26 protein-coding genes are annotated in these 23,245 nt (G+C 45.7%); 20 read left to right on the top strand and 6 right to left on the bottom strand.

What is annotated here, in order from left to right; all coding sequences use genetic code 11:
* Nucleotides 1–8: 8 nt before the first annotated feature.
* The 3 genes from yidD to rpmH all read right to left on the bottom strand — a co-directional run bounded on the left by yidD (nt 9) and on the right by rpmH (nt 861).
* On the bottom strand, nt 9–296 hold the full coding sequence (yidD, locus tag RF007C_RS12825; protein ID WP_037300325.1) for a membrane protein insertion efficiency factor YidD: 288 nt from the start codon (nt 294–296) through the stop codon (nt 9–11).
* The gene (rnpA, locus tag RF007C_RS12820) at nt 293–661 is read right to left on the bottom strand and encodes a ribonuclease P protein component (RefSeq protein WP_037300322.1); all 369 of its coding nucleotides are present in this window, start codon (nt 659–661) and stop codon (nt 293–295) included. The genes yidD and rnpA overlap by 4 nt, the downstream gene beginning before the upstream one ends.
* Before the next feature lie 65 nt (nt 662–726).
* Complete coding sequence (gene rpmH, locus RF007C_RS12815; protein WP_009986162.1) at nt 727–861, bottom strand: 50S ribosomal protein L34; 135 nt, start codon at nt 859–861, stop codon at nt 727–729.
* Nucleotides 862–1,430: 569 nt separating this feature from the next.
* On the opposite strand from rpmH, the gene dnaA reads away from it, so the two are divergent.
* The 12 genes from dnaA (at nt 1,431) to RF007C_RS12760 (ending at nt 13,651) form a co-directional block, all read left to right on the top strand.
* On the top strand, nt 1,431–2,801 hold the full coding sequence (dnaA, locus tag RF007C_RS12810) for a chromosomal replication initiator protein DnaA (protein WP_019679756.1): 1,371 nt from the start codon (nt 1,431–1,433) through the stop codon (nt 2,799–2,801).
* Between the two features lie 466 nt (nt 2,802–3,267).
* Entirely contained in the window at nt 3,268–4,374 is a 1,107-nt protein-coding gene (gene dnaN / locus RF007C_RS12805; protein WP_019679757.1) for a DNA polymerase III subunit beta, read from the top strand.
* Between the two features lie 161 nt (nt 4,375–4,535).
* Nucleotides 4,536–4,748, top strand: coding sequence for an RNA-binding S4 domain-containing protein (locus tag RF007C_RS12800; protein ID WP_037300320.1), 213 nt, complete (start codon nt 4,536–4,538; stop codon nt 4,746–4,748).
* A complete protein-coding gene (gene recF, locus RF007C_RS12795; RefSeq protein WP_037300319.1) occupies nt 4,745–5,893 on the top strand; it encodes a DNA replication/repair protein RecF in 1,149 nt (382 codons plus the stop codon). Before RF007C_RS12800 ends, recF begins: the two co-directional genes overlap by 4 nt.
* The gene (gene remB / locus RF007C_RS12790; RefSeq protein ID WP_037300317.1) at nt 5,871–6,131 is read left to right on the top strand and encodes an extracellular matrix regulator RemB; all 261 of its coding nucleotides are present in this window, start codon (nt 5,871–5,873) and stop codon (nt 6,129–6,131) included. The genes recF and remB overlap by 23 nt, the downstream gene beginning before the upstream one ends.
* 202 nt (nt 6,132–6,333) lie before the next feature.
* Nucleotides 6,334–6,741 carry a transposase gene (locus tag RF007C_RS17295; protein ID WP_242836307.1) on the top strand — a complete coding sequence of 136 codons (408 nt, stop codon included), beginning with the start codon at nt 6,334–6,336 and terminating at the stop codon, nt 6,739–6,741.
* A 117-nt stretch (nt 6,742–6,858) separates the two neighbouring features.
* The gene (gyrB, locus tag RF007C_RS12785; RefSeq protein ID WP_019679758.1) at nt 6,859–8,829 is read left to right on the top strand and encodes a DNA topoisomerase (ATP-hydrolyzing) subunit B; all 1,971 of its coding nucleotides are present in this window, start codon (nt 6,859–6,861) and stop codon (nt 8,827–8,829) included.
* 11 nt (nt 8,830–8,840) lie between these two features.
* Nucleotides 8,841–9,413 carry a YcxB family protein gene (locus RF007C_RS12780; RefSeq protein WP_242836306.1) on the top strand — a complete coding sequence of 191 codons (573 nt, stop codon included), beginning with the start codon at nt 8,841–8,843 and terminating at the stop codon, nt 9,411–9,413.
* Nucleotides 9,414–9,449: 36 nt separating this feature from the next.
* The gene (gene gyrA, locus RF007C_RS12775; RefSeq protein ID WP_037300314.1) at nt 9,450–12,080 is read left to right on the top strand and encodes a DNA gyrase subunit A; all 2,631 of its coding nucleotides are present in this window, start codon (nt 9,450–9,452) and stop codon (nt 12,078–12,080) included.
* On the top strand, nt 12,070–12,516 hold the full coding sequence (locus tag RF007C_RS12770) for a hypothetical protein (RefSeq protein WP_037300313.1): 447 nt from the start codon (nt 12,070–12,072) through the stop codon (nt 12,514–12,516). Before gyrA ends, RF007C_RS12770 begins: the two co-directional genes overlap by 11 nt.
* A 34-nt stretch (nt 12,517–12,550) precedes the next feature.
* On the top strand, nt 12,551–12,823 hold the full coding sequence (locus RF007C_RS12765; RefSeq protein WP_019679762.1) for a hypothetical protein: 273 nt from the start codon (nt 12,551–12,553) through the stop codon (nt 12,821–12,823).
* 27 nt (nt 12,824–12,850) lie between these two features.
* Nucleotides 12,851–13,651 carry a metallophosphoesterase gene (locus tag RF007C_RS12760; RefSeq protein WP_037300312.1) on the top strand — a complete coding sequence of 267 codons (801 nt, stop codon included), beginning with the start codon at nt 12,851–12,853 and terminating at the stop codon, nt 13,649–13,651.
* Between the two features lie 2 nt (nt 13,652–13,653).
* On the opposite strand, the gene RF007C_RS12755 is transcribed toward RF007C_RS12760, so the two are convergent.
* Nucleotides 13,654–14,268 carry a manganese efflux pump gene (locus tag RF007C_RS12755; protein WP_037300311.1) on the bottom strand — a complete coding sequence of 205 codons (615 nt, stop codon included), beginning with the start codon at nt 14,266–14,268 and terminating at the stop codon, nt 13,654–13,656.
* A 300-nt stretch (nt 14,269–14,568) separates the two neighbouring features.
* On the opposite strand from RF007C_RS12755, the gene RF007C_RS12750 reads away from it, so the two are divergent.
* From RF007C_RS12750 to RF007C_RS12735, 4 genes are all read left to right on the top strand, one after another.
* Nucleotides 14,569–15,897, top strand: a complete 1,329-nt coding sequence (locus tag RF007C_RS12750) for a hemolysin family protein (protein WP_037300310.1) — start codon at nt 14,569–14,571, stop codon at nt 15,895–15,897.
* Nucleotides 15,898–15,999: 102 nt separating this feature from the next.
* Entirely contained in the window at nt 16,000–16,803 is an 804-nt protein-coding gene (locus RF007C_RS12745) for a sugar phosphate isomerase/epimerase family protein (RefSeq protein ID WP_019679766.1), read from the top strand.
* Entirely contained in the window at nt 16,800–17,273 is a 474-nt protein-coding gene (gene nrdR, locus RF007C_RS12740) for a transcriptional regulator NrdR (RefSeq protein WP_019679767.1), read from the top strand. The genes RF007C_RS12745 and nrdR overlap by 4 nt, the downstream gene beginning before the upstream one ends.
* Before the next feature lie 17 nt (nt 17,274–17,290).
* Entirely contained in the window at nt 17,291–17,674 is a 384-nt protein-coding gene (locus RF007C_RS12735) for a hypothetical protein (RefSeq protein ID WP_019679768.1), read from the top strand.
* Here the strand turns inward: RF007C_RS12735 and RF007C_RS12730 are convergent, their stop codons facing one another.
* Complete coding sequence (locus tag RF007C_RS12730) at nt 17,675–18,079, bottom strand: DUF4830 domain-containing protein (protein WP_037300309.1); 405 nt, start codon at nt 18,077–18,079, stop codon at nt 17,675–17,677.
* 93 nt (nt 18,080–18,172) lie between these two features.
* Between RF007C_RS12730 and RF007C_RS12725 the strand changes: the two genes are divergently transcribed.
* The 3 genes from RF007C_RS12725 to RF007C_RS12715 all read left to right on the top strand — a co-directional run bounded on the left by RF007C_RS12725 (nt 18,173) and on the right by RF007C_RS12715 (nt 21,621).
* Nucleotides 18,173–18,958, top strand: coding sequence for a pseudouridine synthase (locus RF007C_RS12725; RefSeq protein ID WP_019679770.1), 786 nt, complete (start codon nt 18,173–18,175; stop codon nt 18,956–18,958).
* Between the two features lie 110 nt (nt 18,959–19,068).
* On the top strand, nt 19,069–20,199 hold the full coding sequence (locus RF007C_RS12720; RefSeq protein ID WP_037300307.1) for an ABC transporter ATP-binding protein: 1,131 nt from the start codon (nt 19,069–19,071) through the stop codon (nt 20,197–20,199).
* A gap of 126 nt (nt 20,200–20,325) precedes the next feature.
* Nucleotides 20,326–21,621 (top strand): Sapep family Mn(2+)-dependent dipeptidase, encoded by a 1,296-nt coding sequence (locus RF007C_RS12715; protein WP_037300305.1) that lies wholly within the window; start codon nt 20,326–20,328, stop codon nt 21,619–21,621.
* 55 nt (nt 21,622–21,676) lie between these two features.
* On the opposite strand, the gene RF007C_RS12710 is transcribed toward RF007C_RS12715, so the two are convergent.
* A complete protein-coding gene (locus RF007C_RS12710) occupies nt 21,677–22,042 on the bottom strand; it encodes a hypothetical protein (RefSeq protein WP_019679773.1) in 366 nt (121 codons plus the stop codon).
* Nucleotides 22,043–22,396: 354 nt separating this feature from the next.
* On the opposite strand from RF007C_RS12710, the gene RF007C_RS12705 reads away from it, so the two are divergent.
* Entirely contained in the window at nt 22,397–23,149 is a 753-nt protein-coding gene (locus tag RF007C_RS12705) for a DUF2461 family protein (RefSeq protein ID WP_037300301.1), read from the top strand.
* Nucleotides 23,150–23,245 lie beyond the last annotated feature (96 nt).

The raw sequence follows: 23,245 nt of genomic DNA, 5'->3' as shown, positions 1-23,245 counted from the left end.
CATCCCTCTTAAATCTTTTTGTTGCCTTCATCTTCACTGTAATCAGGATCTATGAAGTTGTACTTTTTCACCCTGAAGGTGAACTTTTCGGGGACGGGGTCTATACCGCCCATTGACCATGGATTGCAGCGGAGTATCCTCCACACAGCCAGAGCCGAGCCCCTGACAGCGCCGAAGCGCCTGACAGCTTCCAGAGCATAAGTGCTGCAAGTAGGGTAATACTTGCATTTAGGGGGAAACAGCGGAGATATGATCTTCCGATAGAACTTTATCAGTCCGAGAACCAGATATTTCATACACGTTTTCTGCCGTTTTCGAAGCTTCTGAACATCTTATTGATCTCATTCACTCCGTACTTATCCATATAACCGCAGTATTCCTGTGATTTTATGCTGCATATGGCAGTCCTTGCCACTATTACTATATCCATGCCCACAGGGAGCTTCACCTCCGCATTGCGGTAAGCAAGACGTATGAGTCTTTTAGCTCTGTTGCGGCACACGGCATTACCTACCTTTTTGCCTGCGGTGATCCCGAGGCGGTTGAAGGGCCTGCCGTTTGGTCTGACGTATATGACCGAGTATTTTGAAGCAGAATATCTGCCCTTTTTATATAAGGCGAGAAAGTCCTTATTATCGTTCAGTATTTCCGTATATAGCATAATCGCACCTGCATAGCCGTCCTAACAAAAAAGACCACAAAATAAAGATTTTGTGGTCAGCCTCGTCAGTGAGTTAATCTTGCTCTGCCCTTAGATCTTCTACGAGCTAAAACCTTTCTGCCGTTCTTGGTAGCCATTCTCTTCATAAAGCCGTGCTCCTTCTTTCTGTGGAGCTTCTTAGGCTGATATGTTCTTTTCATATTCAGTGTCCTCCTCTCTTCCGATTGTATACAAGAGCGTGATGAAACGCTCTGACTGACGCGATTTACGTGCAGGGACACTTCGCCCCGCATTACACTAAATCATTATATATTAAAAAGATCTCTGTGTCAAGTAATTCGGGAAATTTTTTTATCGGGAAGATAATTTTCTGTCTTTTTGACAATATATTCTAAACGATGAGCCTTTAAATTTCAACACTTTGTCCGATTACAGCTATTTTCCTTATCTCTGTCCTGTGCGGACAGATCTATGTTGAATCATTTAAAAACTATGTGTAAAATTCTTATCAACCACTCGTTTTCAACATTTTAAAAGCCGAAAAATGCGGTTTTCACATGGTTCACGGTACATATTTTAAGGTGTTTCAACACAGTTTTCAACAATATGTCAATTTACGTGTGGAAAGAAGCTTCATTTTCTATTTCTTTTACATTGAAATTCCCTTGCATTTTTTCAACAGTTATGATATAATTGTCTTATATATTATTAATAGGAGAGTACGGTCTTTTTTTTCTCCAACTATACTTACATACATTCGGAGGTTACTATGAATTCATTTTACGAGGTTTTCGAAAAGGTAAAGAGCTATTGCCTCGAAAACGGAACAATACCGGAAATAGGCATCAAAACATGGATAGATCCCCTTGTCCCAATAGACTTCAAAGGTTCTGACGCAATATTCAGCGTACAGACCGATTTCCAGAAAAATATTGTAATGAACTCATATGCCAATGCCCTCAAGGACGCATTCTTCAACGTTGTCGGCCTCAATGTTGATATAACCATCAATGTTGAATCCGATGAACCCGAGAAGATAAAGGTCCCCACAGACGCAGAGCTTGAGCAGAAGCACGCAGAGCTCGAACAGTCCTACAAATTTGCCAATTACGATTATACCTTCGATACCTTCATCGAGGGACGTTCAAACGAATTTGCCCTTGCCTGCAGTAAATCAGTAGCAAAGAACTGCGGCTCAAAGGCTGTTCCGGACTATAACCCGCTGTTCATATACGGTCCTTCCGGAATGGGAAAGACTCACCTTATCACAGCTATCGCCAATGAGGTAAGAAAGAATCATCCCGATTTCAATATCGTCTATGTTACCAGCGAGACCTTCGGAAGCGATCTGGTAAGCGCTCTCAACAAGAGCAATATCTCCGATTTCCATGATAAATACAGAAATGCTGATATACTTCTCATAGATGATATACAGTTCTTCTCAGGCAGAGAGCGTATGCAGGAGGAATTCTTCCACACCTTCTACAAGCTCCATCAGGAGGGCAAACAGATCGTCATCACATCGGATAAGCCGCCGAAGGAGCTGCTCACCCTTGAAGAGCGTCTCCGCACCCGTTTTGAAGGCGGTCTTATCGCAGATATATCATCCCCTGATTATGAAACAAGACTTGCTATCATAAACAGAAAATCCGAGCTTTTAGAGCTCAAAATGCCCTGCGAAGTTGCTGAATTCATGGCAAACCGCCTCAAATCAAATATACGTCAGCTGGAAGGCGCAGTAGTACGTCTCAAGGCTCTCAACCACTTTGCAGGCAGCCCAATAACTATCTCTATGGCTCAGAGCGTTATGCGCGACGTGCTTGCAGACGAGCAGCCTATCCCGATCACTGTTGAGAAGATAATATCAGAGGTATCCACAGTTTACGGCGTATCTCCCGATGATCTCCGTTCAAGCAAGCGTTCGGCACAGATCTCCACAGCCCGTAAGGTAGCTATCTATGTTGTACGTGAGATAACTCAGATGCCCCTTGCTTCCATAGGAACAGAGTTCGGCGGAAGAGATCATTCTACCATAGTTTACTCGGTAACAAGCGTTAATGAGTCTATGGAAAAGGACTCTAACCTCAAAAATCTCGTAAACGATATCATCAAGAATATCAAGGACAAGAGCAAGGTCTGAGTCAACGTTAAAAAAGTTGAAAGCTGCTCATTCAACAGAGTTTTCAACACTGTGTTAAAAACATTTTTGAATGTTTCGCTGTGAAATTTTCTGTAAATAAACCAGTTCTCATGCTTTACCCACCAATGCTGTCGGAGATCATTTCAACACGGAAAACATTCAACACTCAACACCATTGTGAATTTTTCCGCTAAAAAATATTTCAAAATGTCTGTTTCCACTTTTTTCTCAACTTTTTTTCCATTTCAACTCCACAACTATAAACCTTTTGAACACAAAAACGGACAGGCATCATCGGTTTCTACAATTTCAAAAATTTCACAACAGTGGCCTGTGGACGAGTTTTACGGCGTATATCTTCAAAAAATACCTGTCCTAACTTTTCCACCGACACAATAACAACAACAATAATATTTATTCTTATCTTATCTTAGCTTTATAAGCTGAGATCTACGGAGGCTTAATAATGAAATTCATCTGCAATAAAACAGAGCTCAGTGAAGCTATAGGAAATGTTTCACGAGCTGTTTCACAGAAATCCACCATTCCTGCTCTTGAGGGAATCAAGGTCCGTGTATCTTCGGGAAGTGTTGAGCTCACAGCCTACAATCTCGAAATGGGTATACGCACCTCAATTGCAGCAGCTACCGAGGGCGAAGGAGAATTTGTAGTAAGCACAAGACTCTTCAGCGAATTCACAAGACGTATGTCAGGTGATGAGATCTCATTCGATATAGATGAAAATCTCGTTATCAACATCTCATGCAGTGCTACCGAGTGCAGCTTCCCCGCAATGTCTGCAAGTGAATATCCCGAGCTTCCAAAGGTGGATTCGGCAAGAAGCTTCTCCGTAAAACAGAGCATACTGAAATCAATGATAAATATGACCAGCTATGCAGCTTCCCTCAATGAGAGCAAGCCCGTTCTCACAGGCGAGCTTTTCGATATAGAGGACGGTAATTTCAATCTGGTTGCAATAGACGGCTTCAGACTCGCTATAAAGAGCGAGATCACCGACTGCACCGAGAATTATCATTTTGTAGTTCCGAAAAAGGCTCTCCTTGAGGTGTCCACACTTATCAAGGACGACGCAGATGAAAAGCTCTGCACTATCTGTACAAATGACAGACATATCATCTTTGAGATCGGCAATGTCTTCGTTATATCGAGACTTCTCGAAGGTGTGTTCCATAACTACAAGCTCAGTATCCCCAGCGACTGCAAGACAGAGGTCATCATCAGCAAGAGGGATTTCTCCACCTGTCTTGAGCGCTGCTCGCTCCTTATCGACGATAAGAATAAATCGCCCATACGCTGCGAGGTCGGAAACGGCGTGATGAAAATTAGCTGCAAGACGGGAATAGGCAAGATAAATGATGCTATATCCGCCGATATTTCAGGAGAGACTGTTACTATCGGTTTCAATAACAAGCTCATTCTGGAAGCACTCCGTGCTGCAGAGGGCGACAAGGTGCGCATACGCTTCAACGGCGCAATGAAGGTCATCGAGATACTTCCTCTCGAGGGCGAAAGCTTTATATTCCTTGTAATGCCCATACAGCTCAAAAACTGAGAACTTACAGAAGGGTACAGGTCCTCAGCTGCTCGAATAAAGCAGCTGAAATCATGTATCAATAAAAATTACAGCTGATATGTTGGGAAATGAGAACTTTCACCCAAAAAGGAAGCTGTTAGAGATATCTGTATGATAATTTACTGTAAGAGGTGATATATATGCCCGAAAACAGGATAAAGATAACCACAGAGTTCATAAAGCTGGACGCGCTTCTGAAGTTCGCTTCACTTGTGGGCTCGGGCGGAGAAGCAAAGCAGCTTATCCAGGACGGAGAGGTCCGTGTGAACGGAGAGGTCTGCACCATGAGGGGCAAGAAGATACGTCCCGGCGACAGTGTTGAGCTGGACGGTCAGAAGGTAATCGTAGAGTGATAGTCACCTATGCCGATATTGACGGCTTCAAGAACCTCAGCGGAATATCATTTGCTCCCGACCCAAAGTATAATATCATCGTGGGACCAAATGCGCAGGGCAAGACAAATCTCCTTGAAGCAATGTGGATACTTTCAGGCTGCAGGAGCTTCCGCGGCTCTAAGGAAAAGGACTATATATGCCTCGGAGGCAGCCGTATGGCGTCAAAGGTAAAGATACTCGACAGCTTGCGTGAGCAGAAGATCTCCTTTGAGATGACAAGAAGTGCGGCCAATAACAAGACAATAACCCTTAACGGCGTCAGACAGAAGGGAACGAGAGCTCTATTTGATGTTTTCAAGTGTATCGCCTTCATTCCCGACGATGTGGATATAATAAAGGGTTCGCCTGAAAAAAGGCGTAATTTCGTGGATATGGCTGCCTCGCAGCTAAATCCCGTCTTTGTTATGCACATAAACAAGAACAATGCTATAATGAATCAGCGCAATGCCCTTCTGAAAGGCATAATTCAGGGAAATACCGACAGATCTATCCTTGACATATGGGACAGGCAGGCTTCACAGGAAGGTGCAGTAATATCCTATATGCGACATGAATATATACAGAAGTTCAACGGTATCTGCGGTAAGCTTTACCGCACAATATCGGGAGGAACAGAGAAGCTGGAGCTGGAATACAAGTCGAACGTATTCCGTCCCGAGGATCTTGAGAAGCCCTGCGGCGCGGAAGCATATGAGCTTTATTATAAAAAGCTCTCGGAAACAGCAGATTACGACATCAGAACGGGAAGCACCCATGCGGGAGTCAACCGTGATGAGATACTCATAAAGATAAACGGCGTCAGTGCCAGGGATTACGGTTCCCAGGGACAGATAAAGAGCGCCGCACTGGTCATGAAGCTTGCTCAGGCGGAGATATATATGCAGAGATCCAAGGACGCTCCGGTAATATTCCTTGACGATGTCATGGGAGAGCTGGACGAGAATCGTCAGAGGTTCGTTTTCGACATGATAAAGGATATGCAGGTATTCATAACAACTCCCAACGAAAATGCGCTTCTGCCCGAGATAAAGGGAAAGATACTGCGTATCAGCGGCGGAAGGATAGCGGAGGAGGAAGAAAATGTATCTTCACATAGGGAATAATTACTCCGTTGATCTGAGAGACGTAGTCGGAATTTTCGACATTGAGAACACGACTGTTGAAAAGTGTACCAAAAGGCTGCTTGAAAGGGCAGAAAAGGAGCATAACTGCGTGTATACCACCTATGATATGCCAAAGAGCTTCATAGTTACCGTGAAAAAAGGCAAAGAGCGAGTGTATATCTCTCAGCTTTCGGCGGCAACATTGAGGAAGCGTCTGAAAGAAGGCGGCGGGTTCTGATGTATGAAAAAATGGAAAAATATACGTAAGTGAAGAAGAGTATCTGAATAATATCCATGAATTAGAAGAAAATGAGAGAAAAAACAAGAAACGCCGCATAAATATAATATTCTTTACAGATTTTGTATTATGTGTTTTATCATATTTGCTTGTAAAGTTTTTGGATTTTATTTTTGTTTTTCGTCAAAAATAATTATTTGATATGGAACAGAATGAACGCAAGCTGAACAGACTGGAAAATTATGATTATTCGCGTAATGGTCTGTATTTCATAACCATATGCACCAAAAACAGGGTACCTTATCTTTCTGAAATAACAGAGGATCCCTTATTTGTAGGGGCAGATATCATCCGCCCGATAATAAATCTCACGAATATAGGAAAAATATTGGATTATTCTATCAATGAAATAAAAAATCATTATGAAAACGTTTCTGTTATGAAATATTGTATCATGCCAGATCATGTTCATTTGATAATATCGATAGTGAATGAAATTGTTCCCGCAGATAGCGGGCGGATGGTATCCGCCCCTACAGTTTCAACAATCATCGGTTCATTAAAAAGATTTGTTTCAAAAGAAACAGGAATATCTTTATGGCAAAATTAATTTCACGACCACATTATCCGCAATGAAAAGGAATTTCTTGAAATTTGTTCCTATATAGACAATAATCCCATAAACTGGGTAAATGACATATACAACCAAAATTATTGGAGGTAAATCATGAGTCAGCAGAACAACAACTACGATGAAAATGACATACAGGTCCTGGAGGGACTTGAAGCGGTCCGCAAAAGACCGGGTATGTACATCGGTTCAACAGGTCCGGGAGGACTCCACCACCTGGTTTACGAGATAGTGGACAACTCCATCGATGAGGCGCTTGCAGGCTTCTGTACCGAGATAACCGTCGAGATACTCAAGGGCGATGTCATCCGTGTTTCCGATAACGGACGAGGAATCCCCGTCGGTATCCATCCGAAGGAGGGGATATCGGCAGCTACCGTTGTTTATACCATACTCCACGCAGGCGGTAAATTCGGCGGCGGCGGATATAAGGTATCAGGCGGTCTTCACGGTGTCGGAGCTTCCGTAGTAAACGCTCTTTCCTCCTGGCTGGAGCTCACTGTAAAAGACGGCGAGCACGTTTACTTCCAGCGTTTCGAGCGCGGTCACTACGACGAGGAACTTAAGATCATAGGCGATACAAAGGAAACAGGTACCAGCGTAATGTTCAAGGCTGACGATGAGATATTCGAAAGCACTGTATATGACTACGAAGTTCTTCTGAAGCGTCTGCGTGAACAGGCCTTCCTCAATGCGGGAATAAAGATAGTATTTTCGGATAAACGCGATGAGGATAATATTATCAGCGAAACTCTCCACTATGAAGGCGGTATACGCCAGTTCGTGGAGCATCTTAACGCTGTACGCGGAAATGAAGCCATAAGCGGTGATGTTATATACGTATCGGGTACTCAGGGAGACTCATTTGCAGAGATAGCAATGCAGTACAACGACAGCTACAATGACGTGGTGTTCTCCTTTGCCAACAATATCCATACAAAGGACGGCGGTACTCACGAAACAGGCTTCAAGAACGCACTCCTGAAGGTTATAAACGAGTACGGCAAAAAATTCGGCAAGTTCAAGGAAAAGGAAAGCTCAAAGAAGGGCAAGGATGCTCCTAAGAAGGAGATAGAAAGCCTGAGAAAAGAGGACGTTCTGGAAGGACTTACCGCTATCATATCAGTAAAGCTCACTGAATGCGAGTTTGAAGGACAGACAAAGGGACGCCTCGGAAATCCGGAAGTAAAACCCTTTGTGGAGAAGCTCGTCACCGAAAAGCTGATGAACTTCCTGGAAGAAAATCCCGAGACCGCAAATATCATCTTTGATAAATGCCTTTCGGCTTCAAGAGCAAGAGAAGCTGCAAAGCGTGCAAGAGAAGCCGAGCGTAAAAAGAACGCCTTCGGAAATAACTCCATGCCCGAAAAGCTTGCGGACTGCTCTGAGAGAGATGCACGCTATACCGAAGTATACATCGTCGAGGGAGATTCTGCGGGCGGCTCAGCAAAGCAGGGACGTGACAGACGTTATCAGGCTATACTCCCTCTCTGGGGAAAGATGCTCAACGTTGAAAAGGCACGTATAGATCGTATTTACGGCAATGACAAGCTTGAACCCGTTGTTACCGCTCTGGGTACGGGCATAGGCGAGGATTTCGACATTGAAAAGCTCCGCTACGGCAAGGTAATAATCATGGCCGATGCCGATGTTGACGGTATGCACATCAGAACTCTCCTGCTCACCTTCTTCTTCCGCTACATGAGACCTCTCATTACCAACGGAAACGTTTATATCGCACAGCCGCCTCTTTTCAAGGTCGAGCGCAAAAAGAATGTACGTTACGCATTTTCCGACGAGGAAAAAGAAAAGTACATCTCAGAGCTCTCCGAGGGCGGAAAGCATAATGACGTTGCAGTACAGCGCTATAAAGGTCTTGGTGAGATGGATCCTGAGCAGCTCTGGGAGACTACTATGGATCCCGAGCACCGCACTATCGTAAGAATTGGCATGGAGGACGCTCTCAAGGCTGACGAGACCTTCAGCATACTTATGGGCGACAAGGTAGAGCCGAGACGTAATTTCATAGAGAAAAACGCTAAATTCGCACAGGATCTTGATATATGACAGGAGCTGCAATGGAAGAAAATTATAAGCTTGAAAAAGAATACAAGGTGCCTGTGAGCATATTCAGCGAGGCTTACCGCGAATTTCAGAAGAAGTTCGTATATCCGAAAAACAGGATATTTGTAATATTATTCGCAGTCATGGCCGTTGTGGTGCTGTGCATAGGAGTTCTGAACGTGAAGGGGACGTCGGACACTGGAAAATACCTGTATTATCTTGCATTTATGGTGTTCGTGGCACTGGCTGCAAGAGAATGGTACAATCCCAGAAAGCTCCACCGCAATCTTACGGAATCCGTAAGAGCACTGGGCGAGCCTGTATACAAAATAGGCGTAAGCGACAAATATGTGGACATTTCCACAGTTTCCGAAGATCTCAGCGATATACCCGATGAGGAGAAGGAGGAAGTTCTGAAAGATGATCCTCTTCCCGAAAAGACCAGATTGAATATAGACGACAGCTTCAGGGTAATGGAATATGAAAAATTTTTCATGCTGATACCGGGAACGGCTATGCTTTATATAATCCCGAAGGAAGGCTTTTCCGAGGGCGATATGAGTATCATAAGAGAACTGAAAAAATAAAGATTACTGATAAAATTATTCTCTCAGGAGGAAAAAATGCTTTATACTGACAACTCAAAGGTAATAAATACCGAGATAGTTGACGAAATGGAAAATTCCATGCTCAATTATGCCATGTCGGTAATAGTTTCCAGAGCATTGCCTGATGTAAGGGACGGTCTGAAGCCTGTTCACAGAAGAATTCTGTATACGCTCCATGAAAACGGACTTACACCGGATAAGGCTTACCGTAAGTGCGCCGATACAGTCGGTGCGGTTCTTGGACGCTATCATCCTCACGGCGACGCATCGGTATATGACGCTCTTGTAAGACTTGCGCAGGATTTCTCCATGCGCTATCCCCTTGTTGACGGTCACGGAAACTTCGGCTCCATCGACGGCGACGGACCTGCGGCTTACCGTTATACCGAGGCTAAAATGGCTAAGCTCACCATCGATATGCTTACCGACATCAATAAGGAGACCGTTGATTTCACTTCAAACTACGACGACCGTCTGAAAGAGCCCGTGGTGCTTCCTTCACGCTTCCCGAACCTTCTTGTTAACGGATCGGTAGGTATTGCCGTAGGTATGGCTACAAATATACCTCCACATAATCTGGGTGAGGTAATAGATGCTCTCCAGCTTCTTATCGACGATCCCGACTGTACCCTTGAACAGCTCATGGAGCATATCCAGGGACCTGATTTTCCTACCGGCGGTATCATAATGGGCAGAGCGGGTATCCGCGCAGCCTATGCTACGGGCAAGGGCAAGATAATTCTCCGCAGCCGTACCCATTTCGAGGAGATCAAGGGCAGGAACTGTATCATTATCGATGAGATACCCTACATGCTCCGTAAGGAAAGACTTCTCAAGAGCATAAACCAGCTTGCAAGAGACAAGCGTATAGAAGGTCTTTACGATCTCCGCGACGAGTCCGACAAGGATGGTATGAGAGTAGTCATCGAGCTGAAGAAGGACGCTATTCCGAATATTGTCCTCAACAAGCTCTTCTCACTGACACAGCTCCAGGATACAGTGGGTATAATCATGCTGGCTTTAGTAAACAACGAGCCTAAGATACTCACTCTGAAGCAGATGCTCCGTCATTATCTCGATTTCCAGGTAGACGTTATCCAGAGAAGGACACGTTTCGACCTCCGCAAGGCTCTTGAAAGAGCGCATATATTACAGGGCTTTGTCCTTGCTGCGGATTATATCGACGAGGTAATAGACATCATCCGTTCCAGCTCTACCGTTCAGGAGGCTAAGGATCGCATGATAGAGCGCTTCAAGGACGTTGATATGTCGGCTCTCCTTGACCGCGCACAGTACGACCTTACAGGGCTTCACATTGAAGCGCAGACAGGTCTTTCACAGGAACAGGCCGAAGCTATCGTCCAGATGCGTCTCGGACAGCTCACAGGTCTTGAAAGACAGAAGATAACCGACGAATTGTACGGACTTCTTACAAAAATATCCGATTATGAGGATATTCTTGCAGATGTGAACCGTGTTTACGCTATAATCATGGAGGATCTCAACACTATCCGCAAAAAGTTCAGCGACAAGCGCCGCACAGACATAGAAAATGTCAGCGGAGAGGTGGATATTGAGGATCTTATCCCCGAGGAGGACTGCGTTGTTACTCTTACCAACAACGGCTATATCAAGCGTATGCCGCTTACTGAGTATAAGACACAGCACCGCGGCGGACGCGGCATCACAGGTATGAAGCAGCGTGAGGAGGACTTCGTGGAGGAAATGTTCATCTGCGGCTCTCACGACAATATCCTGTTCATATCCAACAAGGGTATCATGTACAAGCTGAAATGCTATGAGGTTCCCGACGGTTCAAAGGCTTCAAGAGGCTTCAATCTCATAAATCTGCTTCCTCTCACCGAAAATGAGAAGATAGCGGCTATGATGAAGACTACTGACTTCAATGATGACAAATTCATCACTATGGTCACAAAGAACGGCAAGATCAAGAGAACGAACCTCTCACTGTACAAGAATGTCCGCAAGAACGGTCTTATTGCTATCGGACTTGACGAGGGCGACGAGATAGCGGGAGTACGCATGACCGACGGCAATGCTCAGCTCTTCGTGGCAACTCATAACGGTATGGCTATCCGACTTGAAGAAAACAAGATGAGAGCACTTTCACGTTCAGCTCACGGCGTAAGAGCTATAAAGCTCCGCGACGGCGACTATGTTGTAAGTATGGCAAGAGTACGTGAGGGAGCTTCGCTCCTTACCGTTACCGAGAACGGTTACGGCAAAAAGACAGATATCGAAAGCTATCGTATCCAGAACCGCGGCGGCTTCGGACTTACCAACTACAAGGTTGACGAGATCCGCGGACACGTCTGCGGCATAAAGATAGTTGACGAGGAAGATGATATTATCCTCGTATCCAGCGACGGTATCATCATCAGGATACTTGCCAGCGATATACGCATTATGGGACGTATCGCAAAGGGCGTCCGCGTAATGAGAGTAAACGAGGGCGCAAATGTAGTTGCCTTCACACGTGCGGAGCACGATGACAATGCCGAGACCGAAAAGGTCGAGCAGCTCACAGAGGAACAGGCAAAGGCTGCTGAAGCCGAGGCTGCCCTTGAGGAGCAGAACGAAGTGGTCATAGAAGCTGATCCCGAGGACGAGGAGAATGAGGAATAATACCGGGAGGAGCTTCCTTAAATTCCGCGAGGGGCCGCTTTCGGGCCTGCTGATAACGGTGATAAGCCTTTTCTGTCAGTGGGCTGTCTGGTTCGTATATGAAAAAATAAACTACGCATGGGGCTTCACTTTGGTGACGCCCCTCGTGCTATGTATCATGTATCATTTCGTACAGCTCGACGGCGGACGGGAAGGCAGCTTTTCAAGGCGTTTCTTTTTCATATTCTCCGTACTCGTTCCCCTTCTGCTGGGAGTCATACTGACAGGGATAATGCTGCTGGCGGCTCCCGAAATAAGCGTATTCTCGCCTGATGCGGAGTACAGAGGGACAGTTCGTGAGATCATAGCCATATACGCGGGAAGGTTCGTGTTCACCTCCCTGTATCTTCTGGTATTTGCAGCTTTCGATGCACTGATACGGAAAAAACGGAAATAGGCACATTAAACTGTACAGAAAGGAAATGATATGCATGAGCGGAGTTATAGAGCGTAAGAAGATGCATCCGAGCAATACCATGTATGCGGGCTGGTCTCCTGCATTACAGATGTATGTGATGAATACACTGGAGAGCGACAGCTTCATGAGCTACAGTGATTGTTATGAGATAGATGAGTATACCTACGAGCATTTCTGCGACGAGGGCTTTGTGCCTCAGCCCGTAAGGCTGCTGTTTTCGGGAAGTCCGCGCTGCATACCCGAGGGCGAGCACAGGAGGCTTCATGACCTGTTTTTCGGAAAATAAACCATATAAACAATTTGGAGAGATATATTGATATATATTATACTTTTGGTAGTAATTCTACTTGCCGTATATGCTGCAGCGGAAAATCTGTACATCCTCACTGTCAGGCGGGAAAAGACAGGCAGCGGTATAAGGATAGCCCATCTTTCCGACCTGCACAGACGCCGCTTCGGCAGGAACAACGAGAGACTGTGCAGGAAGGTCAGAGCTGAAAAGCCTGACCTCATCATATTCAGCGGCGATCTTGTATCAAGGGACACTGACAGTCTGGCTGTCGCAGAAAAGACGCTGAACGAGCTTTGCAGCATCGCTCCCGTGTATATGATCTACGGCAACCATGAGCAGAGCATTTCCGCGGAAATGAAGCCCGAGCTTGAGACTATGTTTGCGCGCACCGACGCGGTATTGCTCAGAAATCAGCATACCACGGTGAATATCCGCGGCAGGGAGCTGATAATATACGGCCTTCTTGAAGGATACGGTGTGTATAAAAAGGCTGACGGCTATAAGCACCTTGATACGATAACCGCTTCCGATCTTGAAAAGCTGCTGGGACACTGTCCCGAGGGCGAGGTCCTGCTTATGGCGCACAATCCCTTTTTCGGTGAAGCCTATTCGGAATGGGGAGCTGAATATACCTTCAGCGGCCATGTTCACGGCGGAGCGGTAAGGCTTTTCGGAAAAGCTTTACTTTCTCCCGAGAGGAAATTTTTTCCGAAGAATTCAAAAGGAATATATACCTTTGGGAACATGAAGCTCTTTGTGTCGGCAGGTATGGGAAAGCTGAGACTTTTCGATCCTGCGGAGATAGTTATCTGCGAAATCTGAGCTTACAGCGTGAATATTGAGAAAAATATGAGAAGAACTCCTCCCAGCCACGAGAGATCGCGGTCAAGGGAGGATATTTTTCTGCCTGCCGCCGCTCCCAGCAGCAGAGCTGCTCCGCCGCATATCAAGGTAAATATTGATGAGTACAGGGGAGAAACATCTGTGCATCCGCAGCTGAGTCCCGCGGCGGCACAGTCAAGAGAACCTGCCAGTGCAAGGGCTGATGCTTCCCTTACAGAGAGCACCTTTGAGCTGTCCATATCTGCGGCAGTATCGTCGAGATAGAGCTTAAGCAGCAGGGAGCAGCTGCCGATCTTCAGCGATATACCTTTCTTTTCGGATAAATGTCTGACTATGCCGCGTATAAGGCTTTTTGATATGGTCACGATGCCTATGGTCATCATCATTACAGTTCCCGATAATCTGCATATCCTCAGTGGGATATATCCGCATATAATGTCGGAAAATGTCATGGAAATGCCCAGTATCGCTGCGGAGATAAGGTCTGTGACAAGTACCGAGAGCAGAGGTATTCTTATGGAGCTGCTGCTGCAGGCAGCTGCCGCAAGGAATAGATCCACGCTTATGATAACAGAGAGAAATATTTCTTTCAGCAAAACTTACACCTCCGCAGTATAATATGCGCGGAGTGAAAAAACTGTGAGATGTAGCTAAAAATAAAAAAATTTTTCGTTACTGTTGCATTATTACGAAATATATGATATAATATATAAAATCTACTAAGAACAGGAGATGAAAAACAAAATGGACGGTGCCCCCGACGGCAGTAATCCTGATAATTACACTGTATACTCCGCTGAATATATGGATCCAAGGCATGGTCTGCACTATCGTTTGTGTTAGGCTGTGCCTTTATGAGGTTATAAAGAAATAATATATTTACGGAGGATTTGAAAATGATAGGGCAGATAATTCTGCAGATTATACTTATTGCACTCAACGCAGTTTTTGCGTGCACAGAAGTGGCGGTCATCTCTACAAATGACGTCCGCCTTGACAAGCTTGCCGCAAGCGGCAACAAAAGGGCAGTCCGTCTTAAAAAGCTGACTGACAGTCCTACACGCTTTCTTGCGACCATACAGGTGGCTATCACTCTGGCAGGCTTCATCGGAGCAGCCTTTGCTGCCGACAGCTTTTCCGAATACCTTACCTCGGCTATCTTAAAGACAGGCATAGGTATCCCCGCAACTGTCATAAAGAAGGTATCCGTGATCCTCATAACACTGGTGCTTTCGTTCTTTACCCTTGTTCTGGGAGAGCTGGTCCCCAAGCGCGTGGCTATGAAGGATCCCGAGAAGATAGCTCTTGCCATGAGCGGAGCAATAACCCTTGTTTCAAAGATATTCGCACCCTTTGTATGGCTGCTGAACGCTTCCGCAAACGGCATACTGAGGCTTCTGGGCATTGATCCCGAGAGCGAGGACGATGCCGTTACTGAAGAAGAGATACTCATGATGTCCGACGCAGGTGCCGAAAAAGGTACTATCGACGAGGACGAGAACCGTATCATAAAGAACGTTTTTGCCTTTGACGATATGACCGCTGAACAGGTATGCACCCACAGAACAGATGTGGATGTGCTCTGGAACGACGATGATGTCAGCATCTGGGAGGAGACCATACACCGTACCCGTCATTCAGCCTTTCCAATATGCGGAGAAAGCGTGGATAACGTCATCGGCGTCCTCAACGCAAAGGATTATTTCCGTCTTGAGGACAAAAGCAAGGAAAATATCATGAAAAATGCAGTACGCGAGCCCTCGTTTGTTCATGAGAATATGAAGGCGGACCGCCTTTTCGACGAGATGAAGCAGCGGGGAGCAGATCATTTCGCAGTAGTCGTTGACGAATACGGCGGAATGAGCGGTATCATAACCATTACCGACCTTGTTGAGGAGCTTGTCGGCGATTTTGCAGACGATCCCGAGGACGAGCCTGCAGTAAGACTTGAAAAGACAGGCGAAAATGTATGGACTGTTCCCGGAATAACCTCTCTCAGCGATATATGCGAGGAGCTTGACGTGGTGCTTCCTGCCGATAAATTCGAGACCTTCGGAGGCTATGTAATTGCAGAGCTGGGAGAGATACCAAAGGACGGTTCGCAGCTCACTCTCAAAGCAGGCGGCCTCAGCATAGAGGTGCTTGAGGTAAAGCATCACCGCATAGAAGTATGCCGTGTGGAAAAGCTTGCTGACGAAGAGAAAAAGCAGTCTGAAGAGGAGTAAAAAATAATAATCCGCAATGTAAATTTTTTTATTGTTCTATTGACTTTCAGGCTGAATATGATATAATAAAATTGTATCGAAGATAAGCAAGGAGGGGTATTATTGATAGCAGGTATTTCAACGGCTTGCCTGTACCCCAAGCCCCTTGAAGAGGCTCTTTACGACCTTGCTGTAAACGGCGTTTCCTGTGTGGAGCTTTTTGTGAATACTCATTCTGAGCTTAAACCCGGCTTTGCACACGGTATAGCAAATCTTATGAAAAGATTTGACGTTAAGTGTCCGTCGGTACACCCGTTTACCTGCGAGATAGAACCGCAGATGTTCTTTTCGGAATATGAGCGCAGAGTAAACGATATGCTGGAATATTACAAGTATTACTTCCGCTTCATGAATATGGTGGGAGCTGATATATTCATCTTTCATGGCGGCAAGCCTACTTCCATATGCAATACCGAGCTTTACTGCGAGAGGTATTCAAAGCTCTTCCGCCTCGGGAGAGAATTCGGAGTGACCGTAGCTGTCGAGAACGTTTCCCGCTGCAAAAGCGGTTCATCGGCATTTATCAGGGAAATAAAGGATATGCTGGGCAATGAATTTGCCTTTGTGCTTGATACCAAGCAGGCTGTCCGCTCAAAGGAAAGCCCGCTGAAGTTCCTTGATGTTGCAGGCGATAAGACAGTTCATGTGCATATCAGCGATTCGGGCGAAATGGGAGATTGTCTCCTTATAGGCAGAGGAAGGTTCGATTTCAGGAGATTCTTTGAAAAGCTTTCCGGCTATAACCCCGATTGCAGCGTGGTGCTGGAGCTTTACAGGAGCGGCTGGGGAGCTATAAGTGACCTGATTTCCGGCTATAATAAACTTATCAGGATGACAGAGTCATACGGCAGGGAGCAAAAGCTATGAAATGTCCTTACTGCGGATTTGAAGATCTTAAAGTCATAGATTCACGTCCTGTTGACGATAAAACAAAGCGCAGGCGTGAGTGTACAAGATGCGGCGAGAGATTTACAACCTATGAGGCTGTGGAGATACCGCTGCTTATGGTCGAAAAGCGCGACGGAAGCGTTCAGCTATTCGACAAAGCCAAGCTTATAAACGGCATAGTTTCGGCAATAAAGAAGAGACCTGTCTCAGCCGAGAAGATCACCGAGATTGCAAACTATGTGGAAAATTATTACGCAAATGCACTCAGGACTGTGGCAAGGTCTACCGAGATAGGTGAACTGGTGCTGGACAGACTGAGAGATATAGATCCTGTTTCATATATCAGATTTGCTTCCGTATATAAAGACTTTACGGACGTTGACAGCTTCGTTGCAGCCATAAGCGAGTTTGATAAAAAGGATAAAACGGAAGACATTTCCGAAATATAAAAATGGAGGTTTTTATTATGAATGAGATCAACAATTTCCTTGAAAACTTCAACGACATCAACACTGAGAAGACTTTTGTGCCAGCTGAAATTGAAAAGAACAAGGTTTTTCCCATTCTTGCATACCTTATCCCGATTCTTTTCTTTCTTCCCATCTGCGGTGACGGCAACTCAACATACTGCAAATTCCATGCGAATCAGAGCTTCACATGGCTGGTATGTCTGCTAATTCTGGGCGTAATTATGCTTATAGTGGGATTTATTCCGATTCTCGGTGTCCTTATCGCAAGATTAATATATCCTCTTCTCGTGCTTGCTATCGATGCTATGTTCGTATACGGAAGCATCAAGGGCAAGGCATACAGACTTCCCCTCATCGGAAGCCTTATCAAGCTTTTCTGATCAGGATACAGGCATTTTTATGCTTATACCGTCCTCACTGTAAATAAGTGAGGCAACAGCATTTTCATTGCAAACAAGCAGCTCTGCGAGCATTTTCCTGCTTTCAGGGCTGTAATTTTTTACCTCATAGACATAAAGCTTTGCAATTTTGCCCGCATATTCTCTCAGAGGCAGTCCCTGACGATCCTGTATTTTGGCGTATTCCTCATAGATGCCCGAAAAATCCGCAGGTATGATCACATCTCCCACGGAGATCTCCTCAACCTTCCAGCCGTGAGAGGCAAAGTATGCTTCTCTCTGAGCGGCATCGGCAGCAGGAACGGATACAATGGTCTTTTCCTCTCTGCTTCGGCAGGCGGTCAGCAGAGAAAGGGCAGCTAAAATCATTAAAAACGGTCTTTTCATAATCTATTCTCCCATATTTGTGTATTGCGTCGTTTTTTGCGCTTAAAGAATACTATTCATGGGGCATGGCACAATATTCGGAAAGGAAATACTATGGCGCAGATTCGTCTTGATAAATTTATATCTGAAAGAACAGAATACTCAAGATCACAGATCAAGGATCTTGCCGCAAAGGGCAGGATAACCGTTGACGGAGCAGCTGTCAGGAGGTCTGATGTCAAGATAGATCCCGAGTTATCGGCTGTGACGGTTTGCGGTCAGGAGATATGCAGTTCCCGTTACCGTTACATACTTCTCAATAAGCCACAGGGCTATGTGTGCTCTACAGATGACAAGGACGGCGAGACTGTTATGAAGCTTATTCCGCCTGAAATGCGCACAAAAGGTATGTTTCCCGCAGGCCGCCTTGATAAGGACAGCATGGGTGCTCTTTTGCTTACGGACGACGGAGAATTAGCTCACAGAATGCTCTCTCCGCGTCATCATATACCCAAGATTTATATTGTTCAACTTGCCAGACCATTTGAAAACAATTATGTTAACAAATTTAGAGAAGGGCTTACCTTAGCCGACGGAGAGACTTGTCTGCCCGCTCTCGTAAAGTCTGTGGAAAACTGCGATAAACTGGCTTTTATTCAGCTCCATGAAGGAAAGTATCATCAGGTGAAGCGAATGTTCGCAAGCGTGGGAAATCATGTAGAGCTGCTTGTAAGAGTTTCTCTCGGAGCATTGGTTTTGCCCGAAAAACTGGCAATTGGTCAGTGTATGGAATTATTGCACAAAGATGTTGAAAACTTGTTTAAAGACCAGGATTTTGAGGACTTTTGCAAGCGATTTAACCCTGTTTTTTCGGCAAATCTAATAAACAACTTCTTTTAAGTTTGGCAATTTAGCAACTTGAAATTTTTCGGCAGATGTGATATTATATTATCATAGCTGATACTGTATCATTGATCGGCATTAAAATTTGAACTGGAGGACTGGATTAAATGGCAGGCTTAACACTTAAAGGCATTTATAAGAAATATCCGGGCGGAGTTGTGGCCGTTTCGGATGTTAATTTAGAGATAAGAGATAAGGAGTTCATCGTTCTTGTTGGACCTTCCGGATGCGGTAAGTCAACTACTCTCCGTATGATAGCAGGTCTTGAGGAGATCTCCGAAGGAGAGCTCTACATCGGCGATCGTCTCGTAAACGACATCGCTCCCAAGGACAGAGATATTGCGATGGTTTTCCAGAACTACGCTCTTTATCCTCATATGACAGTATTTGATAACATGGCTTTCGGACTCAAGCTCCGTAAGGTTCCTAAGGACGAGATCGAGAGAAAGGTTAACGAGGCAGCTAAGATCCTCGACCTTACACACCTCCTCGACAGAAAGCCTAAGGCAATGTCCGGTGGTCAGAGACAGAGAGTTGCTCTCGGTCGTGCTATCGTTCGTTCACCTAAGGTATTCCTTCTCGACGAGCCTCTCTCAAACCTCGACGCTAAGCTCCGTGCTCAGATGAGAACCGAGATCGCTAAGATCCACAAGAAGCTTGGTACTACATTTATATACGTAACTCATGACCAGACAGAGGCTATGACAATGGGTGATAGAATCGTATGTATGAAGGACGGTTTCGTTCAGCAGATCGATACACCTCAGAACCTCTATGAGAATCCTGTAAATAAGTTCGTTGCAGGCTTCCTCGGCTCACCTCAGATGAACTTCATCGACGCAGAGCTCAAGGAAGAGTATGGCCAGTTCATCGTTGAATTCGGCGCATCAAGCGGCAGAGGAAACAGATACCAGATCATCGTTCCCGAGTCTAAGGTAAACGAAGAGCTCGGCAACTATGTTGGCAAGGAAGTTATCCTCGGAGTACGTCCCGAGTCTATCCACGACGAAGAGATGTACCTCTCCAACGCTTCAACAGGTGTTATTGATACTAACGTTGAAATCACAGAAATGATGGGTGCTGAGACATACCTTTACCTCCTTTGCGAAGGTATTCCGCTCACAGCACGTGTAAGCCCAAGATCAACAGCAAGACCCGGTGATGACATCAAGGTTGCAATTGATCCCAACAGAATCCATATCTTTGATAAGGAAACTGAAAAGGCTATCGTTAACTGATTAATTCTTTTCATATTTATCCTTTCTTTCTTGGTGCACAGCGTCGGGAGACGTTGTGTACTCGCAAATCACCGCAGTATATTTACTGCGGTTTTTTGTGTTATAACAATATACCAGGAGGCAGAAATGACAGAGATCAGAGAATATCTTGAAGCACACAAACAGGAAATGATAGACCTTCTCGGTGAGCTTGTGGCTATTCCGAGCGTACAGGGAAAAGCAGAGAAGGACGCCCCCTTCGGCATCGAGCCTGCAAGAGCTCTGGGGCTTATGCTTGAAAAGTGCAGGGAATACGGTTTTTCTGTTGATAATGTTGATAACTATGCAGGCTCTGCGGATATAAACGAACTGCCTGCTCAGCTGGCAGTGCTCACCCACCTCGATGTGGTGCCTGTGGGCTGCGGCTGGACAACGGACCCCTTCATGCTGAGGTATGAGCCCGAGACAGATAAGCTCATAGGCAGAGGCGCCATTGACGATAAAGGCCCTGCCGTTGCGGCCTTGTTTGCGGCAAGAGCAGTTAGGGAGCTGGGTATATCGCTGAAAAAGGGCATACGCCTTATATTCGGCACCAACGAGGAAAATGGCTCTGAGGATCTTGCTTACTACCGCAAAAATAGAGAGCTGCCGCCCATGGTGTTCACTCCTGACGGTGAATACCCCGTTATAAATGCGGAAAAGGGTATGCTGAGAGTCTATTTTGCAGCTGATTTTGAAGATGACGAAATACTTGATATACAGGCAGGAACAGTGATAAATGCAGTTCCTCAGTTCTGTACCGTGACCTTTCTGAATGATGACGAGGAATCGGAGGAAGCTGTCTTTGAGGGAGTTTCCGCTCATGCCTCCACTCCTGAAAAGGGCGATAACGCAATAACTCAGTTCCTCGGCAGCTACTGTGATGAGAACCTGCTTTTACAGGGACTTTCGGATCTCTTTCCGCACGGTGAAACAGACGGAAGCAGCTGCGGACTCGGCTTCAGCGACGAATTATCGGGTAGTATGACCTGTGTATTATCTCTTCTGAGCACCGAAAACGGCAGGATAAACGGCGGTATCGACATACGCTTCCCCCTTGACCGTAGAAAGGCCGAGATCAGTGAGATAGTATGTGGAAAGCTTCGTGAAGCAGGCTTTGAGATAGTTTCCTGCGATGGCGTTGAGCCTCACTGCACCGACGAGAGCAGCAGCTTTGTGCAGGGGCTTATCCGTGTATATGAACGTGTTACAGGCGAAAAGGGACGCTGTATAGCTATCGGCGGCGGTACCTATGTACATGAGATCGAGGGCGGAGTTGCCTTCGGTGCGGAGTTCCCGAACGAGGACGGGCATATGCACAGTCCCGATGAGTTCATCACAGTTGGAAATCTGCTGAAGAATGCAGAGATCATGGCAGAGGCAATGGCTGAGCTGTGCAGTTGATTTTCAACAATTGATACCTGAATGTTGAAAAGGCGGACTTTATGTCCGCCTTGCTTTATCTGTCCATACGGTGAGTGGTAGTGGTCTTTTCACGGTCGTGCTCCTTTTTTCCGTCAAGACCGTCGATAACGTCATCAGCGGCATCCTTGGCACCGTCGATGATCTCTTTTCCTGCGTCACCTGCACCGTCGATCACATCTTTGCCCGCATCGCCGATACCGTCGGCAGCGTCGTCAACGCGGTCTCCTATGGAAGGATCTCTTCCGTCGGCATGGGATTCATACTTTTTATCGGTGTTAGTGTCCTCTACAACTGAGCCATTCCCGTCATCTGTATAATGGCCGTCGTTATTATCGCCGCAGCCTGTAAGAGTTGCACAAACCGTAAAAAATATGGAACATATTGCTAAAAGCTTTTTCATACAAATCATATCCTTTACAGTGAATTGCTGTGGAGTTGTTTTCCACAACGTATTTTTATTGTTTACTCATTTTCCCTGATTATCCACATAGTTTTCAACTTTTAAGAACTTCCAGAAAGTTAATTTACCGTTATTTTCCACTCTTTCAACAGGGTTATCAACAATCGAACATATGAATCCACAGCTATTTCAACAGCTTGTTGAAAACTTTTCCACCCGTCTGTGAAATATAAATAGGACGATATTGCTGTAAAAAGTTGGTTAAAAGATGTTTTGGCTTGAATAATGTCAGCCGCTGTGGTATAATAAATCATATTTGCAGAGACTCACGCAGGAAAAAACAAAGGAGAAAAAATGTTTGAAGGTTTTTCACAGGAGGCGCTGGAGTTCCTCCTCGGTATAAGGCATAATAACAATAAGGACTGGTTCGAGCCGCGCAAGGCGGTCTATACACAGAAGATATGCGAGCCTATGAAGGCTCTCGGCGAGGAGCTTTATACGCCTTTTGCTGATACAGAGGGTATGATTTACAAGGTGGGAAGGATATACCGGGACGAGAATTTTGCTCCCTATCTGCACTACCGTGACACTATGTGGATATACGTCCGCTATGAGGCGTGGTACTGGAACAAGACTCCCACGCTGTATTTTGAACTGTCTCCCGAGGGAGCGGAGTTTGGCTTCCGCATATCCAAGCCCGAAGCCGCGGTTATGGAGCGCTTCCGCAGCGGACTTCTTGAGGACGCCGAGCCTTTTTTCAACATTATATCAGAGCTTGTTGAAAAGTACGGGCTCACAGTGGGCGGCGATGAATACAAGCGTAAAAAGCCCTGTCCCGTACCCGAGCTGGAGCCCTATTTTCTGAAAAAGGGATTGAGCGTGTACACCAAGGTCAGCGGGCTTGAGGAGCTTTTCTCACGTAAAATAGCCGAACACGCACTCGAAGTATTCAAGGCTGTACAGCCTCTGAATGACTACTTCCACGAGATAGTCGAGGTGGAGGAGATGGCAAAGGCAATACTCAGAGAGGAAAAGGAGCAGCAGAAAACAGATCCCGAGCCAGAAATAAACATGGTAAAGGCTCCCGATGTTGAATTCATGTGGTAAGCAGCGTGACGCTGCACCCTTGCCACGTTGACGCTCCTAAAATATACAATTATTGCTCTTTTCGGTAAATATACTTGACATCTCTGGGGTAATAAT

Origin of the sequence: Ruminococcus flavefaciens 007c (assembly GCF_000571935.1) — a bacterium.
GTDB classification, from domain to species: Bacteria; Bacillota; Clostridia; order Oscillospirales; family Ruminococcaceae; genus Ruminococcus; species Ruminococcus flavefaciens_F.
The sequence above is the reverse complement of the archived record's forward strand: the minus strand, read 5'-3'. Positions and strand labels throughout refer to the sequence as shown.